This is a genomic window from Pseudomonas sp. PK-RTE-24 (assembly GCF_054052265.1).
Map to the genome: position 1 here is coordinate 4,976,068 of NZ_CM133224.1, position 19,720 is coordinate 4,995,787.

Sequence of the window (19,720 nt, forward strand, 5' to 3'; positions counted from 1 at the left end):
CAGTCGAGGCTCGGTGGTGCAAGCCGTGGCCGTGTGCCAGCCATGGTGCGCCCGGGTGTTGCGACGAGGTTTTGCGCTCGTCGCATTGCGGGTTATTTGGCTATTTCGACTTTGTCCAAAGCCTGATTGACCGCGATTTCGCCGAGCATGACGACCTGGGCGATGCCTAGAAGGGTTTTGCGGCGCGGGTTGTCGAGCAGCGCGGCGAAGTCGTAGAGCATGGTGGTGGCCGAGCCGAGGGATTCGCTGGCGTTGGCCAGCAGGGATTCGGTGTCGTATTTCGGGTTGGCGAGGAACATCTGTTCCGGGGTGTTGGTGCTGGCCAGGATGTCTGCCGGGCCGAGGTAGTGATCGAGGGCGCGTTCGGCGGCTTCGTGTAGTTTTTTCGATGCACCGGATTCGTAGGGTGATGCGGGGTCGGTGGTTGGGGGATTGGGTGTGACTTTGAACATGGTGAAACTCCTAGTTAGCTAAAAGGAGCCTTCACATTCGCTACCAAACGAAGGTGGCGGCCATACGCGGGTTGGTAGACCGGTAACTAGGAACCGGCACACCCGAAGGTGTCCTGCGCATGGCCACCATTGAGCAGCGACCTGAAGCCGGTCTGCGAACGGTGCGCGATGCGACTAGTTATGGCGGGCTACCAAACCCGATCACTGTTTTTCAGCGACCGACAGACGATAGAACCCGCGACCTAGACGCACAAGCCGGCGGATTCTGGCGTAGTCGTAGGGAATGGCGCAAGGCGTTGTAGCCGTTTGCTTAATGCTTGATTTACTGTTTAAACGGGCTAAGGGTTTTCTGTTTATGTGGCGGTGAATGGGCTGGCGTCATCGCGAACAGGCTCACTCCTACAAGGGGATCAGGCGATGGGCAGTCACAGCATTCTGCTCCTGCACATTCAACTGTCGCTTCTTAAGCAGCGGGTCAATCTCCATTTTGCTCCTCGGTCGTGTGCCGCTAGTTGTCCCTGGTACTTCAAAGCCTCAATCAAAAACCCGAGCGCTCTACGAAAGGTCGGGATGCATAAAGATTTCCTTATCGGTTTAAACGATCAATCGGGGCGGCATCAACCCTGCGTTACGAGCGTCAATTTCGGCCAGATCTCGAGCCATCTCTTCGACTGCAGGCGCTCCAGAAACACCACGTATTTATCACTTTCAAATCGGGCGGTTGGCCGCACTTTCAGCGCAAACAAATCCTCCAGCCCCAACGGCGCCGAAACCTCTATCGCACCATGCCGATCAAGCCTGACACCTACTGCCGTAGCAGTTTCCGGCCAGAACGTCATTGCATCCGCAGCCGCCCCATAAGGCGCATCGGCGTTCCGCTGGTGCATGCGTGCCTGGTTTTTCACCGACCACTTCAAGTCACTGCACAGTGCTGCAAGCTCGACCTCCACGGCCAAATCCGTTTGATCACCGGGACGTGTTCTGTCAAACCATATGACATCAATGTCCTCGGGCAACGGCGAAGGTTGGCGCTGATGCAGATGATCCCAAACCAGGCTGCGCACAAAACCTGCGGCAACCCAGCAGTCCGGCAAGTTGAGATCCCTGACTATGCGCAAGATGTGCATGCGGACGAGATCTTCAGCAATCAGATCCCGCAGTTGCGCTTCCAGATTCATTTATTTCAATCCAATGACCATGGTTGCGAGAGCCTATCAGTGGTCTCTGTAAGGGCTCGGTCCCTTGTGCTGAATGACGAGTGCAGGCGAACTTTGCAGGATAGGGCCAACTGCCGCCCACTTCTCAAACCTTGAACTCTTCCTTGAGCAAATCGGCAAACTTGTCTTTTGCGCGATGAGATTCAACGTGCCTGTTCCAGATAAAATAATTCTGCACAGGCTTTAAGTCATTGAAGAAGAATCCTTGAATACCGCCGAGCTGGCGGAACTGTTCAAACATGCCTCTCGGCACCAACGATATCCCGGCGCCTGAACTTACGCAGCCAAGGATGGTGCCATAACTGGCTATGCTTGTTATCGGATTGAAAACTTTGTACCGCTCCAGCCAGGTTACCAAAGCCTTTCTGTAGGGACATCCTTCAGGCCACATGAATAAATCCACACCGCGCAGGTCCTCTGGCTGGTTTATCACCCCCGCGGACGGCGAGGCAATCACCACTAGATCCTCTTCATAGATCTCCAGACTCTCGATGTCCGGATGTTCTGGCCTGACGGCAATTATTGCCCCGTCCAACGTGTAGTTGACCACTTCTGCGGATAATTGTGACCAATCGCCAGTGCTGAATTGCATTTGTACAGCCGGATAAAGTTGATGAAACCTGGATAGCACTTTGGGTAACCGGCCGGTAGCGGATGATTCTATGGCACCAATCCTGAGTTCTCCCGAAGGAGCTGACGACGGATCAAGCGCTCGTTGCGATTCTTCGCACAAAGACAGGATTTTGTTGGTATAGCCGAGAAAAAGCCGACCTGAAGGGCTGATGATCAATCCTCTGCCTTTCCTTATAAACAGGTCAACTCCAAGCTCACGTTCCAGAAGCTTGATGCGGTTGGTGATGTTGGACGGCACGCAGTGCAATCGCTCCGAGGCACGGACGATACTGCCCAGATCGGCTACTGCCTTGAACATGACCAGTTGTGAAAACTCCATGTAAACGCTCATTAAAAATGAATGATTGCGTCAGTATAAGTCACTTGTCGCAGGTCAACAAATCGGGCTAATTTCGCCGCTGCAAGGCAAGAAAGTGCGTTAAAACCAAACATTTCATAGGTCTTTAGGGAGAAGGACACATCATGAGCTCAGCATCGCCACAGAGTCGTTTGGAACCGCTTGAACATAAATCCATGCAAGAATTTGGCGAGACATTTATCCAGGCCCTGCCCAAGCACATACGCAACTTGAAAATTCCCGGACGTACCTTAGAAGAAAACCAACGGCGTCAACCGTTGCTGGCCTGCGTCGGCAACGTTGCTGAGATACAGGACGCCATGCTTGAGGTACTCAATCATTCCATCACGCAAGACGCGCAACTGGCGGCTGAAAGCGCATTCAGGGCGTTCCTCGAAAAGCCAGTAATAGACTCGTCGGTATTGAGCTTTTTCAATGGGTGGAATGAAACCCATAAAACCACCAGCCTTGTCTCGGCAAAAATCATCATGCGCCTGTCGGCGGATGCGATATCGGTATCTGCCGACAGACGTGAGGGTTACCACAATGTCATGGCGCATATGCATGAAGTGGCGAAAGATGATTTCGGTCTTGGACATCAGGGCCATGACGGAATGTACAACTACATGACTGCAGCTTTTGGTGCGTCAGCCTGGGTTGAAGAACAATTCAAAATTGCTGAATGCAATGACTTCGCGGACTTCCTATACAACACCGGGGTCGCCAAGCATAAAACGGCACTAAACTCGCAGGAACACAAATCTTCAATTATGGATGCGATGATGGTTTCAATCTCATCTGAACTGTGGAACGGTCGTGAATACAATTTCATCGCTCAATATATTGAAGCAAAGCTCCTCGCGGCCAATCCGTTCTTGAGGACAAACACGCAAAACCTGCGTAACGCCAAAGGCTACGTAATGGGGCACTCCGGAGAAGTTGAGAACAAACACGGATTGCATGCCTTGGCGGCCGCGCAAGCTTACGGTCAGACGGTAGGTCTGGAATTCAAGCCTGCGCGACTGAAGGGCATCATGCTCAATTACAATGAAAGAGTCGGCAATGCATTCTCCGCCATGCATCGGATTATGACCTGTTGATCTCTATGGATTAACGAAGCATGCCGATGAACTCTCATAATGTGAGCTTGGAGAATGATCGGCATGTTTTGACGATATTTAAACCAAACCACGAGCGACTCATGAACCTTCCGGCCAAATGACGTTCCGCAGGGATCTATCGCATGGATGTTGAACACGCTGTTCTTGCATTGGGTTTCTTCGCGTTTTGTGGTGGCCTGATAGACGCTGCGGTCGGTGGCGGGGGCCTGGTACAGGTGCCGGCACTTCTACATGCTCTACCCCAGTACAGCCTTGCCACCATTTTCGGCACCAACAAACTGGCCGTTCTGGCAGGCAATATTTCATCAATATCGGGTTACCTGAAGCGCATAAAAATTCGCTGGAATTTAATGCTTCCGACCATGCTCGCCGCTTTTTTATTTTCTTTTCTCGGAGCTCTCTCGGTATCCCTTGTTCCTAAAAGATTGATGGAGATCGTCGTCTTTTTCATATTGATAGTCATGGCTATCTACACGTTTATGGAAAAAAAACTTGGTTTGGCAGGCACCGACCGCCACTTCGGAAAGAAAGACATTTGCCTTGGAGTTTTCTTTGGCAGCCTGATCGGTTTCTACGATGGTGTCTTCGGCCCGGGCAGTGGCAGCCTGCTGCTGTTTATCTTCGTCAAGGTCTTTGGCTTTGATTTCCTCAATGCATCAGCCTCTGCAAAACTGGTCAACCTGGGGACGTTCAGCGCTGCGCTCATATTTTTTATCCCCTCCGGTAATGTCTTGTGGGCGATTGGCGGCATAGTTGCTTTATGCAATATGGCCGGTGCACTGACCGGTGTCTTTTTGGCATTACGGTATGGAAGCAGTTTCATCAGAGTTTTCTTCCTGATTCTGCTCGTATTCCTGATCGGCAGAATGGGGATCAACATTTTTTCGTAGACCCTGGTCACGTCATACCCTCCGCCGCGAATCCCGCCGTACCGCCTGCGGCGGCACGCCAAAGCCGCGCATGAACACCTCGCGCATATGCCGACGGTCACGAAACCCGGTTTCTCTGGCAACAATATCCAGACTGTGATTGCTCTGCTCGATCAGCAAACGCGCCGCTTCCAGGCGCAGGCTCTCTATCGCCTTGGCCGGAGACTGGCCGGTTTCGGCGGTGAACACGCGGGTGAATTGCCGCGGACTCAGGTGCACCACCTCGGCCAGTTCTTCGACACTCAGCGGGCGATTGAGGTGCTTGCGCGCGTAATCCAGCGCACTCTGAATGCGATCGGATTTGGGTGACAGCGACAGCAATTCCGAGTGCTGCGACTGCCCGCCCGAGCGGCGCTGATGCATCACCAGCCGATGGGCCACCGAGCGCGCAATGTCGCTGCCCAGATCTTTTTCAACCATGCCCAACGCCATGTCGACACCAGCGGTCATGCCCGCCGACGTCCACACCGGGCCGTCGATAATAAAGATCCGGTCGTCCTCGACATTCACCGAGGGATGCATCCTGCGCAGCGCCGGGGCGAACGCCCAGTGCGTGGTCACGCGGCGATTATCCAGTACACCGGCCTGCGCCAGTACGAACGAGCCGGTGCAGATGCCGGCCACGCGGCGTGCGCCGTCGGCGAGCCCGCGCACGCTGTGCAGCACGTCAGCATCGGGCGGCGTCAGCGGTGTCAGCGTTCCCGCCACCAGCCAACTGTCGGCCAGCCCCGCTTGCGTCAGCGGCAACGTATCGACGTGCAAGCCCAGCGAGGAGCTGACGATGCCGCCGGCCTGGGAAAAGTTCTGCACCTTGTACACGGCTTTGCCCGTGACGATGTTGGCGAACTCGAACACCGACTGGGTCGCCAGCGCCATCACCTGAAAACCTTCCGTGAGCAGATAGCCGACTCGATGCATGGTCGCGCTCCGTTTGTTGAATGTCCTGAAACACTACCACATACGTCATTCAGGTCGGAGCAGGTTTTCTCCATCATGGCTTGCATTCCAATCAATCCACTCGCGGGACGCAGCTCATGAAACTTGAAGCCAACACGATCTTCATCACCGGCGGCACTTCCGGCATCGGCCGCGCACTGGCCGAGGCCCTGCATCAGCGCGGCAACAAGGTCATCATCGCTGGTCGTCGCCAGACCCTGCTGGCAGAGATTGCCCAGGCGAATCCGGGCATCGACACCGTGCAGCTGGACATCAACGATGCGCAGCAGATCAAGGACGTCGCCGCCGAAGTCATCCGCCGCCATCCGTCGTTGAACGTAATCATCAACAACGCCGGGATCATGCCCTTCGACAACGCGGGTTCCGGCGACTACGACGATGAGCAGGCAGTAGGTCTGTTGCAGACCAACCTGCTCGGCCCGGTGCGCGTCAGCGCCGCATTCGTCGAACACCTCAAGCGCCAGCCCGAGGCCTACATCATCAACAACAGCTCGGTGCTGGCCTACCTGCCGCTGGCGACCACGGCGCTGTATTCGGCGACCAAAGCGGCGATCCATTCCTACTCGCTGTCGCAACGTTTCATGCTGCGCGACACCAACGTCAAGGTCCTGGAAATCGCGCCACCTTGGGTCGATACCGACCTGATTCACAAGAGCGGCGACGAGCGCGCCATGCCGCTGGGCGAGTTCATCGAGGAAACCCTGATCAAGCTGGAAACCGCCACCACCGAAGTGCTGGTCGACCGAGTGTTGCCGCTGCGGGCCAACCAGGGCGCGAACGAGCACGGGTTGATCGAGCAGTTCAACCTGTCGCTGCTGGAAAATCCTATTCCGGTGGCCTGAACTCACCGACAGAAACATCCGGGCTCAATGCCCGGGTAGCCTGGCTGTTGATCATGTTCATTCACAACGCGGCAAGCCAAACACCACCCGCGCCCCCCTCGGCTCATTGCGCTCGGCCCACAATTTGCCGCCATGTCCTTCAATGATCGTGCGGCAAATCGACAGGCCCATGCCCAGCCCGGTGGATTTGGTTGTGAAGAACGCCGTGAACACTTGCTCCGCCCGCTCGCAGGCAAAGCCCGGCCCCGAATCGCTGACGCTGATGTGCACGTTATCGCCCAGCGCCTCACTGCGAATCAGCAGACGTCGCTGCCCCTCTGCCATGATCGTCATGGCTTCGAGGCTGTTGATGATCAGGTTGAGCAACACCTGTTGCAGTTCGACCCGGTCCGCCACTACGAAAGGCAAATCTGCCGCCAGCTCAACGCTGACTTCGGCGCCGTGCTTGAGCGCTTCGCCCCGGCTGAAACCGACCATTTCTTCAATCAGCAGATTGAGGCTGACAGGCTGACGCTGCGGTGGCGTTTTGTGAATCAGCGCGCGGATGCGCCCGAGTACGTCGGCGGCGCGGTTGCCGTCGAGAATGATATGCCGCAGGCCCTGCTCGACCTCGTTGATATTTGGTGGCTTTGCACCGAGCCAGCGCAACGCGGCATTAGCATGGGTCACCGTGGCGGCGATCGGCTGATTGACTTCGTGGGCAATCGATGCGGCCAACTGACCCATGGTTGCCACACGATTGGCGTGGGCCAGTTCCGTTTGCACCTGACGATAACGACGCTCGCCTTCGCGCACTTGCTCTTCAGCCAGCTTGCGTTCGCTGATATCCAGCACAAAGGCCAGGCCCTGTTGCTGACTCGCTTCGAAGGCAGCCAGACCGACAATCACCGGCAGCCGACTGCCGTCCTTGCGGATGTACTCCTTTTCGAATGGCTGGGCCCGGCCAGTGTGGATCGCCGTTGCCAGTGCAATATCGCTGTTAGCGCGCATCGCCGGCGGGGTCATGTCACGCCAATGGACACTGCCCGAAAGCAACTCATCACGGGTGTAACCGACCATGCGCAGGAACGCGTCATTGGCCTCGATGATTTCCCCTTCCACGCCCCAGACGATGATGCCGATGATGTTGGCGTCGACCAGCCGACGGATCTTCGCTTCTCGCTCGGCGAGGTCGCGGTACAGGCGCGCGTTGTCCAGCGAGATCGCTGCCTGCGACGCCACCAGGCGCAACACGGCGAGACGCGTCGGGCTGAACACCCCGGCGGACAGGTTGTTTTCCAGATACAGCGCCCCGGCGACCCGCGCCTGATTCATCAATGCCAGGCACAGGATCGAGCGCGCGCCTCGTTGCTGAACGTATGGATCAGCGGCGAACAGCGGATCGGCAACCGCGTCGTCCAGGCACAGGTTTTCGCCGGTGCGCAGCGTCTGGTAGAGCACTGACTCTGCCAGCGCCACCGTGTGCAGCGGCGCGTTGCACAGCTGCGTGGCACCGTCGCCGATACGGGTTCGCGCAGCGACATAGGGAATGTCGGCGTTCAACAAAATGAGCAGGCCATGCTCGGCCCCGGCCTGTTCGATCGCGGTGCGCATCACCGTTTCGATCAAACGGTCCAGGACGATCTCGCCGGAGACTGCTTGAGAGACCTTGAGCACCGTTGCCAGGTCGAGATGTTCAACTGGCGTAATGAGCGTGGTGACCGGATTCGGTTGCGCCTCTTCGGCACGCAGAAAACGATGACGTCGCTCCAGCTCCCGCACCTTGCCAGCAGCCCCCCAACGCAGATAGGCGTAGCGTGCGTCGCGCAGGTAAACCCGGGATATCCTGACCAGCCCGCGAGCGCCGTAGAACCGTGCGGCCAGTTCGTTGGCCAGCGCTTCGATATGGAGCAAACCATTGTCCTGAGCCAATTGAATGGCTTGCTCGTACTGCAATTCGGCTTCGAGCAACTGTCCGGTGACGCGCGCCATTTCCGCGCCGACCAGCGCCACCTGACTGGCGAAGGTCTCTGCACACAAGCGCGCCCACGTCTGCAACTGTTCATGATGTTGACCCAGACGCTGCAAAGCACCGGCGTCAGTTTCGCCGTGGGCCGCCAAGGTCAACGCCGCGTAGAAATGGTATTCGGCCTCCTCGAAAAACGCCGAAACCACCCACAAAAGTCCCTGCGCCTGGGCCGCGCACTCAGCGGCCGCCGCGTAATCCCCGGCCAGATAGCGCGCCTGCAACTTGCGTACCCAGTACTTGCCGCGCGCCAGCGCCAGATCCGCCGAACCGGCCAGATGCGCCTCGACAGCTGTTTCATCGAACCCGTCATCGTCGAAACAGCCGAACGTCGGCGTCTGCCCGCGCAGCATGCGGATCAGCGTCAACTGGCAGCGCATGAAATCCGCCACCAGACCGAAACCGACCTTTTGTGCATAGACCAGCCCTGATTCCGCTTGCGCCTGCACCTCGGCCAGCGGCTCGCCGATAAACAACAGATCGGAAATCAGGCTGTTTCCGGCGAACGCGGCATACGGCAGATCGCCGCTGCGATGGGCCGCGTTGAGCGCACGGCGCAACAGTTCGCGGCACTCGCGCACTGGCCGCATCCAGCGCACCACGAAGATCGAGAAGCACAACCAGGTGCTCGCCTCATAACGCGTGAGCCCGCGCCGATCAACCAGATCGCAGCCCAGACGGCCAAATCGATAACCAGCGGCATAGTCGCCAAAACGCGGCCCCGACACGCGCCCGAAGTTGGCATAGAGCAGGCAGGAGGCGTCGCAGTTGCCATATTGCAGGCTCAGGCTGATCGCTTTGCAAATGGTCAGGCTGGCGAGGTTCAGATCCGACTGCACCGCCGGCGCGAAGAGTTTGCCCAGCGCATCGAGGGTGGCCCGCGCGGCAGGATCCTCCATCAGCGGCAAGTCGATCATCTGCTCGATACTGCGCCCGCGCAGGCTGGTCCAGACCTGCTGATATTCGTCGCGCACCTGAATATCGTCCGGACGCGCTGGCCAATCGATGCCGACCTGACGCAGAAAGGCCAGACACACCGTCACCGCCCGGTCACTGCGATCAAGCAGCAAGTAGACATCCATCTGCAGGCACGCCACCGCCGCGCGCTCGACGGTGGTCACGGCGCGCTCGGCCAATGTCGCCAGGCGCGAGTCGGCAAGCTGCAGTTGGCCGGTGAGAAATTCGCACTCGGCACGGTTCAGCTCCAGAGCGAAACCCAGTTCATGCCGACTGTCATAACCCTGCTCGCCCAACAGTTCTGCGCCGGCGCCCAGATAGGTCAGTGCTGAGGTATAAGCGGTCGAGGCCTTCGCTCGCTGGCCGGCGAGCAGGTTGAACTCGGCCAGTTGCTCGCGCTCGGCACGCAGGCTGATCAGATGCGCACCGCGATTGAGCTGGCCGACAATCTCGAAGATCGCCTCCTCGCGCCGCTCACCCTGGGTTTGCAGTGCCAGCAGCCGGCCGATGCGCAAGTGCATTTGCGCCCGTTCGGTTTCAGCGATCAGCGAATACGCCGCCTCATGGATGCGATCATGCACAAACCTGTAGGCACCGTCCTGACGCTCGACCAACTCAAGCCGCACCGCCGGCCACAATGCGGAGTGAACGTGAGGCACCGGCACATCAAGGACTGTGGCCAGCGTGTCGAGACGCGCGACGTTGCCCAGGCAGGCCAGTTGTTGCAGCGCCTGGCGGGTTTCCTGGGGCAGCCGCGCCAGTTTGCCGACCATCAAATCGACGACATTGTCGGTGTAGCCCTTGCCGTTGATCAGGTGCACATCCCACCGCCAGCGCTGGCACGCAGGCTCGTATGTCAGCAGCTTCTCCTCGGCCAGGGCGTGCAGAAACTGGATGACGAAGAACGGATTGCCAGCGGTCTTGTCCAGCACCAGCCGCGCCAGCGCGACAATGCTCGCCGGCGGGCAGCGCAGTGACTCGCTGATCAGTTGTTCGATGTGCGCGCCAGCCAGTGGCGCCAGACGAATTTCGTCAATGTGTACGCCGGCGTGATGCAGGGTCTTGAGTGTGCGGCTGAGTGGGTGATCGCCATCTACCTCGTTGTCGCGATAAGCACCGACCAGCAGCAGATGAGGGGTCTCTGCGCGACTGAGCAAATCTTCGAGCAGATCAAGGGTGGCCGCGTCGAGCCATTGCAGGTCGTCAAGGAACAGCGCCAACGGATGCTCGGACTGAGCGAACACGCCGATAAAACGCTGCAAGACCTGAAGGAACCGCTGCTGCGCCTGTTGCGGCTCCAACTCAGGCACGGGCGGCGGCTCGCCGATGATCAGCTTGAGTTCGGGGATCAGATCGGTGATCAACCGCGCATTCGCTTCCAGTGCCCGCAACAGTGCTTCGCGCCAGCCCGCCAGTACGTCGGTGCGCTTGCCCAACAGCGTCCGCACCAGCCCCTGAAAGGCCTGAACCAGAGTCGAATAAGGCACGTCGCGCTGGTACTGGTCGAACTTGCCGGCGGCGAACAAGCCACGCGACGGCACCAGCACCTTGTGCAGTTCACTGACCACCGACGATTTGCCGATGCCGGAATAGCCGGATACCAGCACCAGTGTCGGCGCGCCTGTCTGCACCACATTGGCGAAGGCATCGATCAACGTTTGCACTTCGTGTTCGCGGCCGTAGAGTTTTTCCGGAATCAGCAAGCGCTCGCAGGCGCCCTGCTCGTCCAACGTGAACGTCTCGATCTGCCGCATACGGCGCCAGTCATCGAGGCAACGGCGCAAGTCATGCTCGACACCGACTGCGCTCTGATAGCGCTCCTCGGCAGTTTTCGCCAGCAGTTTCATGACCACTCGCGAGAACATCGGCGGCACCGTCGCCACCCGTTCACACACGGGCATTGGCAGCCGCGCGATATGGCAATGCACCCACTCCATCGGTTCACTGGCACTGAACGGCAGCGAGCCGGTGAGCATCTGGTACAGCGTCACGCCAAAGGCATACAGATCACTACGCGAATCGATCGAACGATTCATCCGCCCGGTTTGCTCCGGCGCCATGTAAGCCAGCGTGCCGGCGATAGATTCCGGTGGCGTGGGCGCTTGCCGTTCCCGTGGCAAGCGCGTGGCCAGGCCGAAGCCGGTCAGCCGCGCCTGCCCGTCATGGCAATGGACAAAGACATGCTGCGGTTTCAGGTCTTTGTGCACCAGACCACACTGATGCATATGGCCCAGTGCCTTGGCGATGTTCGTGGCCAATTCCAGACAGGTTTCGATATCCAGCGGAGCGACCAGCAATCGCGACAACGGCTCGCCACCCGGATCGTCGAACAGCAGACGAACTCGGGTGCCCGTACGCTCGAAAGCTGTCGGCTGCAACGCCCAGGCAGGATTGAGGTCGTCCCTGAGGCTGTATTCATGCGCCAGACGCTCCAGGGTGCTCGGCAATGGCTGGCCCATCGCCGGACGCACCGCCAGTAGGCTGCCATCATTCGAACCGCGCTCACGGGACAGCACCCGCTCGCCGTCGTCCCACAAAATCTGTTTTCTGCTGGCCATCTGCGTCAACACTGCTCAGGTTTTTTGCCGCACGGTGAGTTGCACGTCGCCAGCGCTCAGGGGTTGCGCTGGACAGGCTCGATGCCCAGCGCTTCTGCGATACGCACCAGATCGGCCACTGAACGTGCGGCCATTTTGCGCATGACCTGGCCACGGTGGACCTTGACCGTGACCTCGCTGAGGTTGAGCTGTCCGGCAATCTGTTTGTTCATCAGCCCGGCAATGACGAAGCCGAGCACTTCGCGCTCACGTGCGGTCAGGGTTTGGTAAGCCCGACACAAAACGGCGCCGGAGTGTTCGGCTGCTAGCCGCGCACGGTCGCGAGCCAACGCACTGGCCACGGCGTCGAGCATGTCCTGATCACGGAACGGCTTGGCCAGAAAATCCACCGCGCCGGCCTTCATCGCCTTGACGCTCATGGCGATGTCGCCGTGGCCGGTCATGAACACCACAGGGATGCGCAAGCCATTTTTTTCCATCTGTTCCTGAAACGTCAGGCCACTTTCGCCGCGCAGGCGCACGTCGAGCACCAGGCAACCGGGTACCTCACGTTGCGCTTGCGCGAGAAAATCTCCGGCGCTGTCGAAGGTTCGCACCTGCAAGCCGATCGAGCGCAGCAAGCTGTCGAGCGCCTGGCGCATCGAGGCATCGTCATCGACCACGTACACCACTGGTTCGCCGAGCACATCGGGACTTTGCGCAGGGCTGGAATGCGACCACAAGGTCATTGTGTCTCCTCGGCGAGATCGCAGCACGCATTGGGCTGGTCAATAAATCTAGTTCAGGATGGCCACCGCAGCCAGACACCGGCCGGACGGTCAGCAATCAGGCTAACAGTCAGCACCATTGCCCGCCGGCCAGAAACCCCTGAAAATCGGCCAGGCTGAGGCAGTCCCGCCTCTAGCGCTGCAAACAGGCAGGCCCGCGATGTCCACTCATCCCGCTTTTACAACGGCCCCGCGCGACGTGGTGTTTATCGCCTACCCACGGCTGAGCCTGCTCGATCTCAGCGGTGCGCAGACCGTGTTCTGGGCGGCGAGCAAAGCCTTGGTCGAGCGCGGGCAGCCCGGTTATCAACTGCACACCGCCAGCCTCAGCGGCGGCTTGATCCCGACCGTCGAAGGGCTGGCCATCGACACCCAAGCGTTAACCACGCTCGACACCACCGCGCTGGACACGCTGGTCGTGCCCGGCGCCCCTGACATCTGCCAGACCCTTGAGGAGCACCGCGAACTGAGCGACTGGCTGCAGGACCATGCTCACCTCGCCCGCCGCGTGGTCTCGGTGTGCAGTGGTGCGTTTCTGCTGGCTCAGGCCGGATTGCTCGACGCCCGCCGCGCTGCCACTCACTGGGCGATGTGCGACGCTTTGCGCGATCGCTTTCCAGCGGTCGAGGTAGATGCCGACGCGATCTTCATTCAGCAAGGCAAGGTCTGGACCTCGGCCGGAGTCACCGCCGGGATCGATCTGGCGCTGGCGCTGGTAGAGGCCGATTACGGCCGTGAAGTGACGTTGCAAGTCGCGCGGGAATTGGTGGTGTACATCAAACGCCCCGGCGGCCAGGCGCAATACAGCACGCTGCTGCAATCGCAGGCGCAGGACGCTGCGATGTTCGATGATCTGCACCTTTGGCTCATGGAGCGCCTCGGCGACCCGAATCTGACGGTGGAGCGCCTCGCCGAGCAAGCCGCAATGAGCCTGCGCAACTTCACGCGGGTCTATAAAGCGCGCACCGGGCGCACACCGTCGAAAGCGCTCGAGCTGTTCCGGCTCGAAGCGGCCAAACGCCTGCTGGAAAACTCCCCGCACAAAATCGAACGAATCGCCCGCCTCTGCGGCTTCAACGATGAAGAACGCCTGCGCGCCTGCTTCCAGCGCCACCTGTCGATCTCCCCGCGCGACTACCGCAGTCGCTTCAGCCGCGATGGCTGAACCGCTATACCTACGTATAGTTTTGCCCGCTGGCCATCGGCGTATGGTGCAAGAACGACAGGAGTCACCAGCTCGGCCGCCCGGCCCGGGAGCTTTATGTACAAGACGCATGTCATTGCGGTAGTGGACGACGACGAGGCAATGCGCACATCGCTGAGCAGCCTGCTGCGAGCGTCGGGGTATCAGGTGTTCTGCTATGCGGCGCCAGCGGACTACCTTGACTCGGACGGGCCGGCGCAGACTGATTGTTTGATTTCCGATATTCAGATGCCGGGCATGGGTGGTTTGCAGATGCTGGATGCACTGCGGGCGCAAGGCTGGCGGATGCCGGTGATTTTTGTGTCGGCGCATGCGGGCAAAATGCCCAACAGCGTACCCGGGGTCATCGCGTGTCTGGCCAAGCCATTTCAGGCTGAACGTTTGCTCGCCTGCCTGGAAAAAGCGCTGGGTTGATCCTTTTTCCCCATACCTTCGTATACCCCCCTTCCACCCATGCGTACCCCACGCACACCGATGGACAACTGCGCTCGTAGCCTCCCCGCCCTAGCATGGCTCTACACAGCGGGCGATTGAGCGCCAGGCAGTACGGCAAGCAGTTACGGCGGCCAGTGATCGTCACGCCAGAGTCCGCATCGGACTCGGGTGTCATCCATCCATCAGCGTCAGGGAGCACATTATGAAACAGCAATTATTGGTGATCGGTGCAGGGTTCGGCGGGCTGTGGAGTGCGCTGAGCGCTGCGCGTTTGCTGGATATGCATGCCCGTCAGGATGTCGAGATCACGCTGCTCGCCCCGCAAGCGGAATTGCGTATTCGCCCGCGCTTCTACGAGCCGGACGTGCACAGCATGTACGCGCCGCTCGACGCGCTGTTCGATGCGGTGGGTGTGCGCTTCGTCAAAGGCACCGCTGAAAGCATCGACGCCCGGGCGCGCCGAATCGGTTACCGCGACGAGGCCGGGCGTCCGGGTGAACTGGCCTACGATCGGCTGGTTCTCGCCAGCGGCAGCCAGCTCGCTCGGCCTCCGGTGCCTGGCCTCAAGGAGCATGCGTTCGATGTCGATCAGATCGAATCCTCGGCGCGTCTGGAACGCCATCTCATCGCCCTCGGCAACCAACCGCCCAGCGTTGCGCGCAACACCGTGGTGGTCGCCGGTGGCGGTTTCACCGGGATTGAAACTGCGACGGAAATGCCGGCGCGCCTGCGCGCGATTCTCGGTGAGGATCAAGACCTGCGCGTGATCATTGTCGATCGCAGCAAGGACATCGCTGCGACCATGGGCGATGGCATTCGCCCGTCGATCATCGAGGCGTCCAATGACCTGGGTATCGAATGGATCGTCGATGCCAGCGTTGCCGCTGTGGATGCCAATGGCGTCACCCTCGCCGATGGCCGCCACATCGAAAGCCACACCGTGATCTGGACCGTAGGTTTCCGCGCCAGCCCGCTCACCGAACAACTCGACGCCGAACGCGATGGCCAGGGCCGCTTGCATGTCGATGGCAACCTCAAGGTGCACGGCATCGATCACGTCTTTGCCGCCGGTGATGTCGCTCGCGCCGCCACTGACGACCTCGGCAACTATGCCGCGATGTCTTGCCAGCATGCGATCAGCCTGGGTCGCTACGCCGGCAACAACGCCGCCGCCGATATCCTCGGCGTCGCTCCGACAATGTATCGCCAGCCCAAGTACGTGACTTGCCTGGATCTGGGCGCCTGGGGCGCGGTGTACACCGAAGGCTGGGATCGTCAGCTGAAACTGGTGAAGGCCGAAGCCAAAGAGCTGAAGACGCAGATCAACACGGTGTGGATCTACCCGCCCGCCGCCGAACGTCGCGCCGCCCTCGCGGCCGCCGATCCGCTGATCCCTGTAGCCTGATTTCACCCTCCGCTTTAGCCCTGAGAACAAGGAGAACACCATGACCCTGCATCTGGATTCCTTCACCGCCAACCGCGCGGTGGCCCTGCAAACGCAAAGCGAAGAACTGGTGCCGTCGCGCTACGCCCTGCGCCTGGGCGACATTGACGTGATGGTGATCAGCGACGGCGTGTTGCCGTTGCCGACCCAGACCATGTCAACCAATGCCGACCCCGCCGACCGTGCCGCCTGGTTCAAGGAAATGTATCTGGGCCCTGACGCCTTCGACTGGGCGCTCAACGTGCTGGTGGTGCGTAGCGGCGAACAAGTCATCCTCGTCGACGCCGGCCTCGGTGGCCAATTCCCCGGTTTCCCGCGCGCCGGGCAGTTCCCCAAGCGCCTGGCCGCTGCCGGGGTGGACCTCGCCGACATCACTGATATCGTCATCACGCACATGCACATGGACCATATCGGCGGCCTACTGGTCGACTCGGTGAAGAGCCGTCTGCGCCACGACGTGCGCATCCACGTCACCGCTGCCGAAGTGAATTTCTGGTCCACGCCAGACTTCACCAGCACCGACATGCCCGCACCAGTACCAGACGTCCTGCGCAGCACCGCCAACGCGTTCATTAACCACTATGAAAGCAAGTTGCACATATTCGAAGACGAATGTCAGGTTGCACCGGGCGTAGTTGCAAAACTCACCGGTGGTCATACGCCAGGGCACTGCGTGGTCTACGTCAACTCCGGTGGCGAGCGCCTGACCTTTGCCGGTGACGCGTTGTTCCCGGTGGCGTTCGATCACCCTGACTGGCACAACGGTTTCGAACACGATCCGACCAAATCGGTGGAAGTGCGCGTGCGCATGCTCAAGGAAGCCGCCGTCAGCGGCGAGCTGTTTGTCGCCACGCATCTGGCCTTCCCTTCGGTGGGTAGGGTCGCGATCAATGGTGCTGCTTTCCGTTGGATACCTGCGATTTGGGATTACTGATTGCGCGCCTGAAATCTTCGCCCGGCTTCTGCCGGGCGAAACCTTTTTCACCGCCATTGCTACGCAGAACCGTGCGGGCGGTGACCATACTTCGGTTGCTGTGTACCCTTTCTGCATCAAGCAAATCTGAGCAGAGGATGGAGTATTGGCATATCTGGATTGGGTGCAATGGCCGGCGATGCTGGTCACCGTTCTGGCCGCCTGGCTGATCGGTTCGCAACGACCGCAACGGCGCATGAGCGGCTTCGTTTGTTTCAGTCTGAGCAATTTGCTGTGGGTGATCTGGGGCGTCCATGCCGGGGCTTACGCGCTGATCGTTCTGCAGCTTTGCCTGTTCCTGATGAACCTGCGCGGCTTCATGAAGAACCGCGTTCCAGAGCGCTGAGTGACGCTGATCATCTGGCCAGAAAATCCTTTGAATTTTTCTTGTCGGACAAAATCATTTACGTATGAGCGTAAGGAGGAACTCATGCGTAGCACCGATATTTTCGTCATCGAATACAAACATCACGACCAGCCAAAATCATTCGTCATCCGCGCCAAGAGTATGCGCAACGCCGACGCTTGGCATTGGGCGAGCTGTGACGCCGGTATTGCGCCGATTCCGAAACCGGGTAAACCACCGTTGAAAGTGGTTTCCAAACCCCAGGCCGAGCGCTATGGGATTACGGAGGTGAAGTGGCGCGAGACGGCTGCGCTGGACTGGACGGAGGCTTAGACCAATCGGGTCGCCTGGCTGAGCTTGTACGTCAGCCAGGCGCCCCACAACAGACCATGGGGGGCATTCCGCTGGGGAATGTGCGGTTATCGTCCCGGTGAAGTGACCAGTACCTGACCGCGCGAAACTGATCGTTCCTCACGCTCCGCGTGGGAACGATCCATATCAACTAAGACCAGAACCCTTTATGCGGCTCAGCCGCCTCTTCCTCCAGCATCGGCCCGAAAACGCTCACCGTGCGCTGCCCTCTGGCAAACACCTCGCGACACGGCAACGAGAACGTCGGGTTCTCCGGATGATCGCCGGTCAATCCGAGCAAAGCATGCTCCGACAACGCATACACCACTCGCCCGACACCGGTCCAATACACCGCGCCCGCGCACATGCAGCAAGGTTCGGCGCTGGTGTACAGCGTGCACGCCTCCAGCTCCGGGGGTGACAACCGCTTCGCCGCCGCAGCGACCGCGACCAGTTCGGCGTGCTGGGTGGGATCACCTTCCGGCGGCATCGAATTGTTGCCCGCTTCGGCAATGACGTTGCCGTCGCGGTCCGCCACCAGCGCCGCAAACGGGTGCCGGCCACGTTGTTTCGACGCCTGCGACAGGGCGATGGTCTGGCGCAGCAATGCCAGGTCCAGATCGCTGACGCCGGCCGGGACAAGCTGAGTGAATTGATTCATGGGTAACTCCTGGGCAGTGAGAAAAGACAAAAGTCAGTCGGCCAGTTCGGCCGTGGAAGCGCCGACGGCGTCGGTCGATGGTTTTTGTTTGTTGAGCAAGAGGTTGAGCAGAATGGCGGTGATCGCACCGAGAAAAATGCCGCTGTCGAGCACCAGTTTCAGCGTCGGGCCGACATGTTCGAACAGGGCCGGAAACGACATCGGCAGGACGCCGACGCTGACCGACACCGCAACAATAATGGCGTTGCGTGTGCCCTCGAACTGCACCCGTGACAGTTCCTGAATGCCCGCCACCGTGGTCATGCCGAACATGACGATCGCGCAGCCGCCCAGCACCGGCGTCGGCACCGCCGCAATCAGCGCGCCGAGCTTGGGGAACAAGCCCATCAACACCATGATCGCGCCAGCGGCCGCAACGACGAAGCGGCTCTTGATGCTGGAAAGCGCAATCGGGCCGGTGTTTTGCGTGAAGGCGTTATAGGGAAAACTGTTGAACAAGCCACCGAGCATGGTCGACGAGCCGTCGGCGCGGAACGCGTTGCCAAGGGTTTGCTGGGTGGTGGGTTTGCCGACCAGTTTGCCAATGGCCAGGCAGTTGCCAGTGGTCTCGGCCATGATCACCAGCATCGCCAGGGTCATGATCAGAATCGGTACCAGAGAAAATTCCGGCGGACCGAACGCCATTGGCGCGCTCAACTCGAACCACGCCGCCTCGCTGACCCGATTGAAGTGCGTCATGCCGCAGGCGGCAGCGATCAGGCTGCCGACAAACAAGCCGATGAGCACACTGAGGTTACCGATGAAGCCGCTGAATTTCGCATAAATCACCAGCGTCACACTGACTGTGGCCAGACCCAGCAGCAGATTGGCCGGGCGACCGAAGTCAGGCGAATCGGGATTGCCACCACCCAGCCAGATTGCCGCCGCCGGCATCAGTGAAATACCGATGATGGTGATCAGGCTGCCAATCACCACGGGCGGAAAGAATCGCAGCAAGCGGCTGAACACCGGCGCCAGTGCGATGGTCAGGAAGCCGGCGGCGATCACCGCCCCGAAGATCTGGCTGAGGCCGAACTCCTTGCCGATCATGATCATCGGCGCCAGCGCAATGAACGAGCAGCCCTGAATCAATGGTAAACGCGCGCCGAACTTCCAGAAGCCGAGGGTCTGAATCAACGTCGCCACACCGGACGTCAGCAGGTTGGCGTTGATCAGTAAAACCACCTGAGCCGACGTCAGTCCCATCGCACTGCCGAGAATCAGCGGCACCGCCACCGCTCCCGCATACATCACCAGAACATGCTGCAGACCGAAGGTGAAAAGCTGCCGCAGGGGCAACACCTCGTCGACCGGGTGAACGCGTTGTGTAGTCATGGCACAAGCTCCTGAAGGGGCAGCGTTGGTTGTAATCGCGGGCGCTCAGGGACAGACGCACAAACAGAATCGGCCCCGGCGTTCGAAGACGCGGGGTCATCCTTGAATGTTTTTAACGATGAAACAAATTGGCAACCATCGCTTTTTTCGATGGCAA

17 protein-coding genes are annotated in these 19,720 nt (G+C 59.6%); 9 read left to right on the forward strand and 8 right to left on the reverse strand.

Going from position 1 to position 19,720, the window contains the following annotated elements; translation table 11 throughout:
• Positions 1 to 92: 92 nt before the first annotated feature.
• The 3 genes from ACV8MC_RS22235 to ACV8MC_RS22245 form a co-directional block, all read right to left on the reverse strand.
• The gene (locus ACV8MC_RS22235) at positions 93 to 452 is read right to left on the reverse strand and encodes a DUF6124 family protein (protein WP_252887711.1); all 360 of its coding nucleotides are present in this window, start codon (positions 450 to 452) and stop codon (positions 93 to 95) included.
• A gap of 617 nt (positions 453 to 1,069) precedes the next feature.
• Positions 1,070 to 1,630 (reverse strand): nucleotidyltransferase family protein, encoded by a 561-nt coding sequence (locus ACV8MC_RS22240; RefSeq protein WP_095179616.1) that lies wholly within the window; start codon positions 1,628 to 1,630, stop codon positions 1,070 to 1,072.
• A 124-nt stretch (positions 1,631 to 1,754) separates the two neighbouring features.
• A complete protein-coding gene (locus ACV8MC_RS22245) occupies positions 1,755 to 2,621 on the reverse strand; it encodes a LysR family transcriptional regulator (RefSeq protein WP_095179615.1) in 867 nt (288 codons plus the stop codon).
• A 143-nt stretch (positions 2,622 to 2,764) separates the two neighbouring features.
• Between ACV8MC_RS22245 and ACV8MC_RS22250 the strand changes: the two genes are divergently transcribed.
• Positions 2,765 to 3,739, forward strand: a complete 975-nt coding sequence (locus ACV8MC_RS22250; RefSeq protein ID WP_095179614.1) for a hypothetical protein — start codon at positions 2,765 to 2,767, stop codon at positions 3,737 to 3,739.
• Positions 3,740 to 3,882: 143 nt separating this feature from the next.
• Positions 3,883 to 4,650, forward strand: coding sequence for a sulfite exporter TauE/SafE family protein (locus ACV8MC_RS22255; protein ID WP_457263509.1), 768 nt, complete (start codon positions 3,883 to 3,885; stop codon positions 4,648 to 4,650).
• Positions 4,651 to 4,662: 12 nt separating this feature from the next.
• On the opposite strand, the gene ACV8MC_RS22260 is transcribed toward ACV8MC_RS22255, so the two are convergent.
• The gene (locus ACV8MC_RS22260) at positions 4,663 to 5,607 is read right to left on the reverse strand and encodes a GlxA family transcriptional regulator (RefSeq protein ID WP_457263511.1); all 945 of its coding nucleotides are present in this window, start codon (positions 5,605 to 5,607) and stop codon (positions 4,663 to 4,665) included.
• 116 nt (positions 5,608 to 5,723) lie between these two features.
• Between ACV8MC_RS22260 and ACV8MC_RS22265 the strand changes: the two genes are divergently transcribed.
• Positions 5,724 to 6,488 (forward strand): SDR family oxidoreductase, encoded by a 765-nt coding sequence (locus ACV8MC_RS22265; RefSeq protein WP_375123466.1) that lies wholly within the window; start codon positions 5,724 to 5,726, stop codon positions 6,486 to 6,488.
• Between the two features lie 57 nt (positions 6,489 to 6,545).
• On the opposite strand, the gene ACV8MC_RS22270 is transcribed toward ACV8MC_RS22265, so the two are convergent.
• Positions 6,546 to 12,008 (reverse strand): trifunctional serine/threonine-protein kinase/ATP-binding protein/sensor histidine kinase, encoded by a 5,463-nt coding sequence (locus ACV8MC_RS22270; RefSeq protein WP_056784805.1) that lies wholly within the window; start codon positions 12,006 to 12,008, stop codon positions 6,546 to 6,548.
• Between the two features lie 56 nt (positions 12,009 to 12,064).
• Positions 12,065 to 12,736: a response regulator transcription factor gene (locus tag ACV8MC_RS22275; protein WP_056784803.1), complete on the reverse strand. Its 672-nt coding sequence runs from the start codon at positions 12,734 to 12,736 to the stop codon at positions 12,065 to 12,067.
• 199 nt (positions 12,737 to 12,935) lie between these two features.
• Between ACV8MC_RS22275 and ACV8MC_RS22280 the strand changes: the two genes are divergently transcribed.
• The 6 genes from ACV8MC_RS22280 to ACV8MC_RS22305 all read left to right on the forward strand — a co-directional run bounded on the left by ACV8MC_RS22280 (position 12,936) and on the right by ACV8MC_RS22305 (position 17,510).
• Positions 12,936 to 13,940, forward strand: coding sequence for a GlxA family transcriptional regulator (locus ACV8MC_RS22280; RefSeq protein ID WP_056784802.1), 1,005 nt, complete (start codon positions 12,936 to 12,938; stop codon positions 13,938 to 13,940).
• Between the two features lie 96 nt (positions 13,941 to 14,036).
• Positions 14,037 to 14,393, forward strand: a complete 357-nt coding sequence (locus tag ACV8MC_RS22285) for a response regulator transcription factor (protein ID WP_056784799.1) — start codon at positions 14,037 to 14,039, stop codon at positions 14,391 to 14,393.
• A gap of 223 nt (positions 14,394 to 14,616) precedes the next feature.
• Complete coding sequence (locus ACV8MC_RS22290; protein WP_056784796.1) at positions 14,617 to 15,819, forward strand: NAD(P)/FAD-dependent oxidoreductase; 1,203 nt, start codon at positions 14,617 to 14,619, stop codon at positions 15,817 to 15,819.
• A gap of 40 nt (positions 15,820 to 15,859) precedes the next feature.
• Positions 15,860 to 16,792 carry an MBL fold metallo-hydrolase gene (locus tag ACV8MC_RS22295; RefSeq protein WP_457263513.1) on the forward strand — a complete coding sequence of 311 codons (933 nt, stop codon included), beginning with the start codon at positions 15,860 to 15,862 and terminating at the stop codon, positions 16,790 to 16,792.
• A gap of 178 nt (positions 16,793 to 16,970) precedes the next feature.
• Entirely contained in the window at positions 16,971 to 17,177 is a 207-nt protein-coding gene (locus ACV8MC_RS22300) for a hypothetical protein (RefSeq protein ID WP_371924020.1), read from the forward strand.
• Between the two features lie 84 nt (positions 17,178 to 17,261).
• The gene (locus ACV8MC_RS22305; RefSeq protein WP_041480580.1) at positions 17,262 to 17,510 is read left to right on the forward strand and encodes a DUF6555 family protein; all 249 of its coding nucleotides are present in this window, start codon (positions 17,262 to 17,264) and stop codon (positions 17,508 to 17,510) included.
• Positions 17,511 to 17,679: 169 nt separating this feature from the next.
• Here ACV8MC_RS22305 and ACV8MC_RS22310 read toward each other — a convergent pair whose 3' ends face one another.
• The gene (locus ACV8MC_RS22310; RefSeq protein WP_056784788.1) at positions 17,680 to 18,189 is read right to left on the reverse strand and encodes a nucleoside deaminase; all 510 of its coding nucleotides are present in this window, start codon (positions 18,187 to 18,189) and stop codon (positions 17,680 to 17,682) included.
• A gap of 33 nt (positions 18,190 to 18,222) precedes the next feature.
• On the reverse strand, positions 18,223 to 19,563 hold the full coding sequence (locus tag ACV8MC_RS22315; RefSeq protein WP_457263514.1) for a nucleobase:cation symporter-2 family protein: 1,341 nt from the start codon (positions 19,561 to 19,563) through the stop codon (positions 18,223 to 18,225).
• Positions 19,564 to 19,720 lie beyond the last annotated feature (157 nt).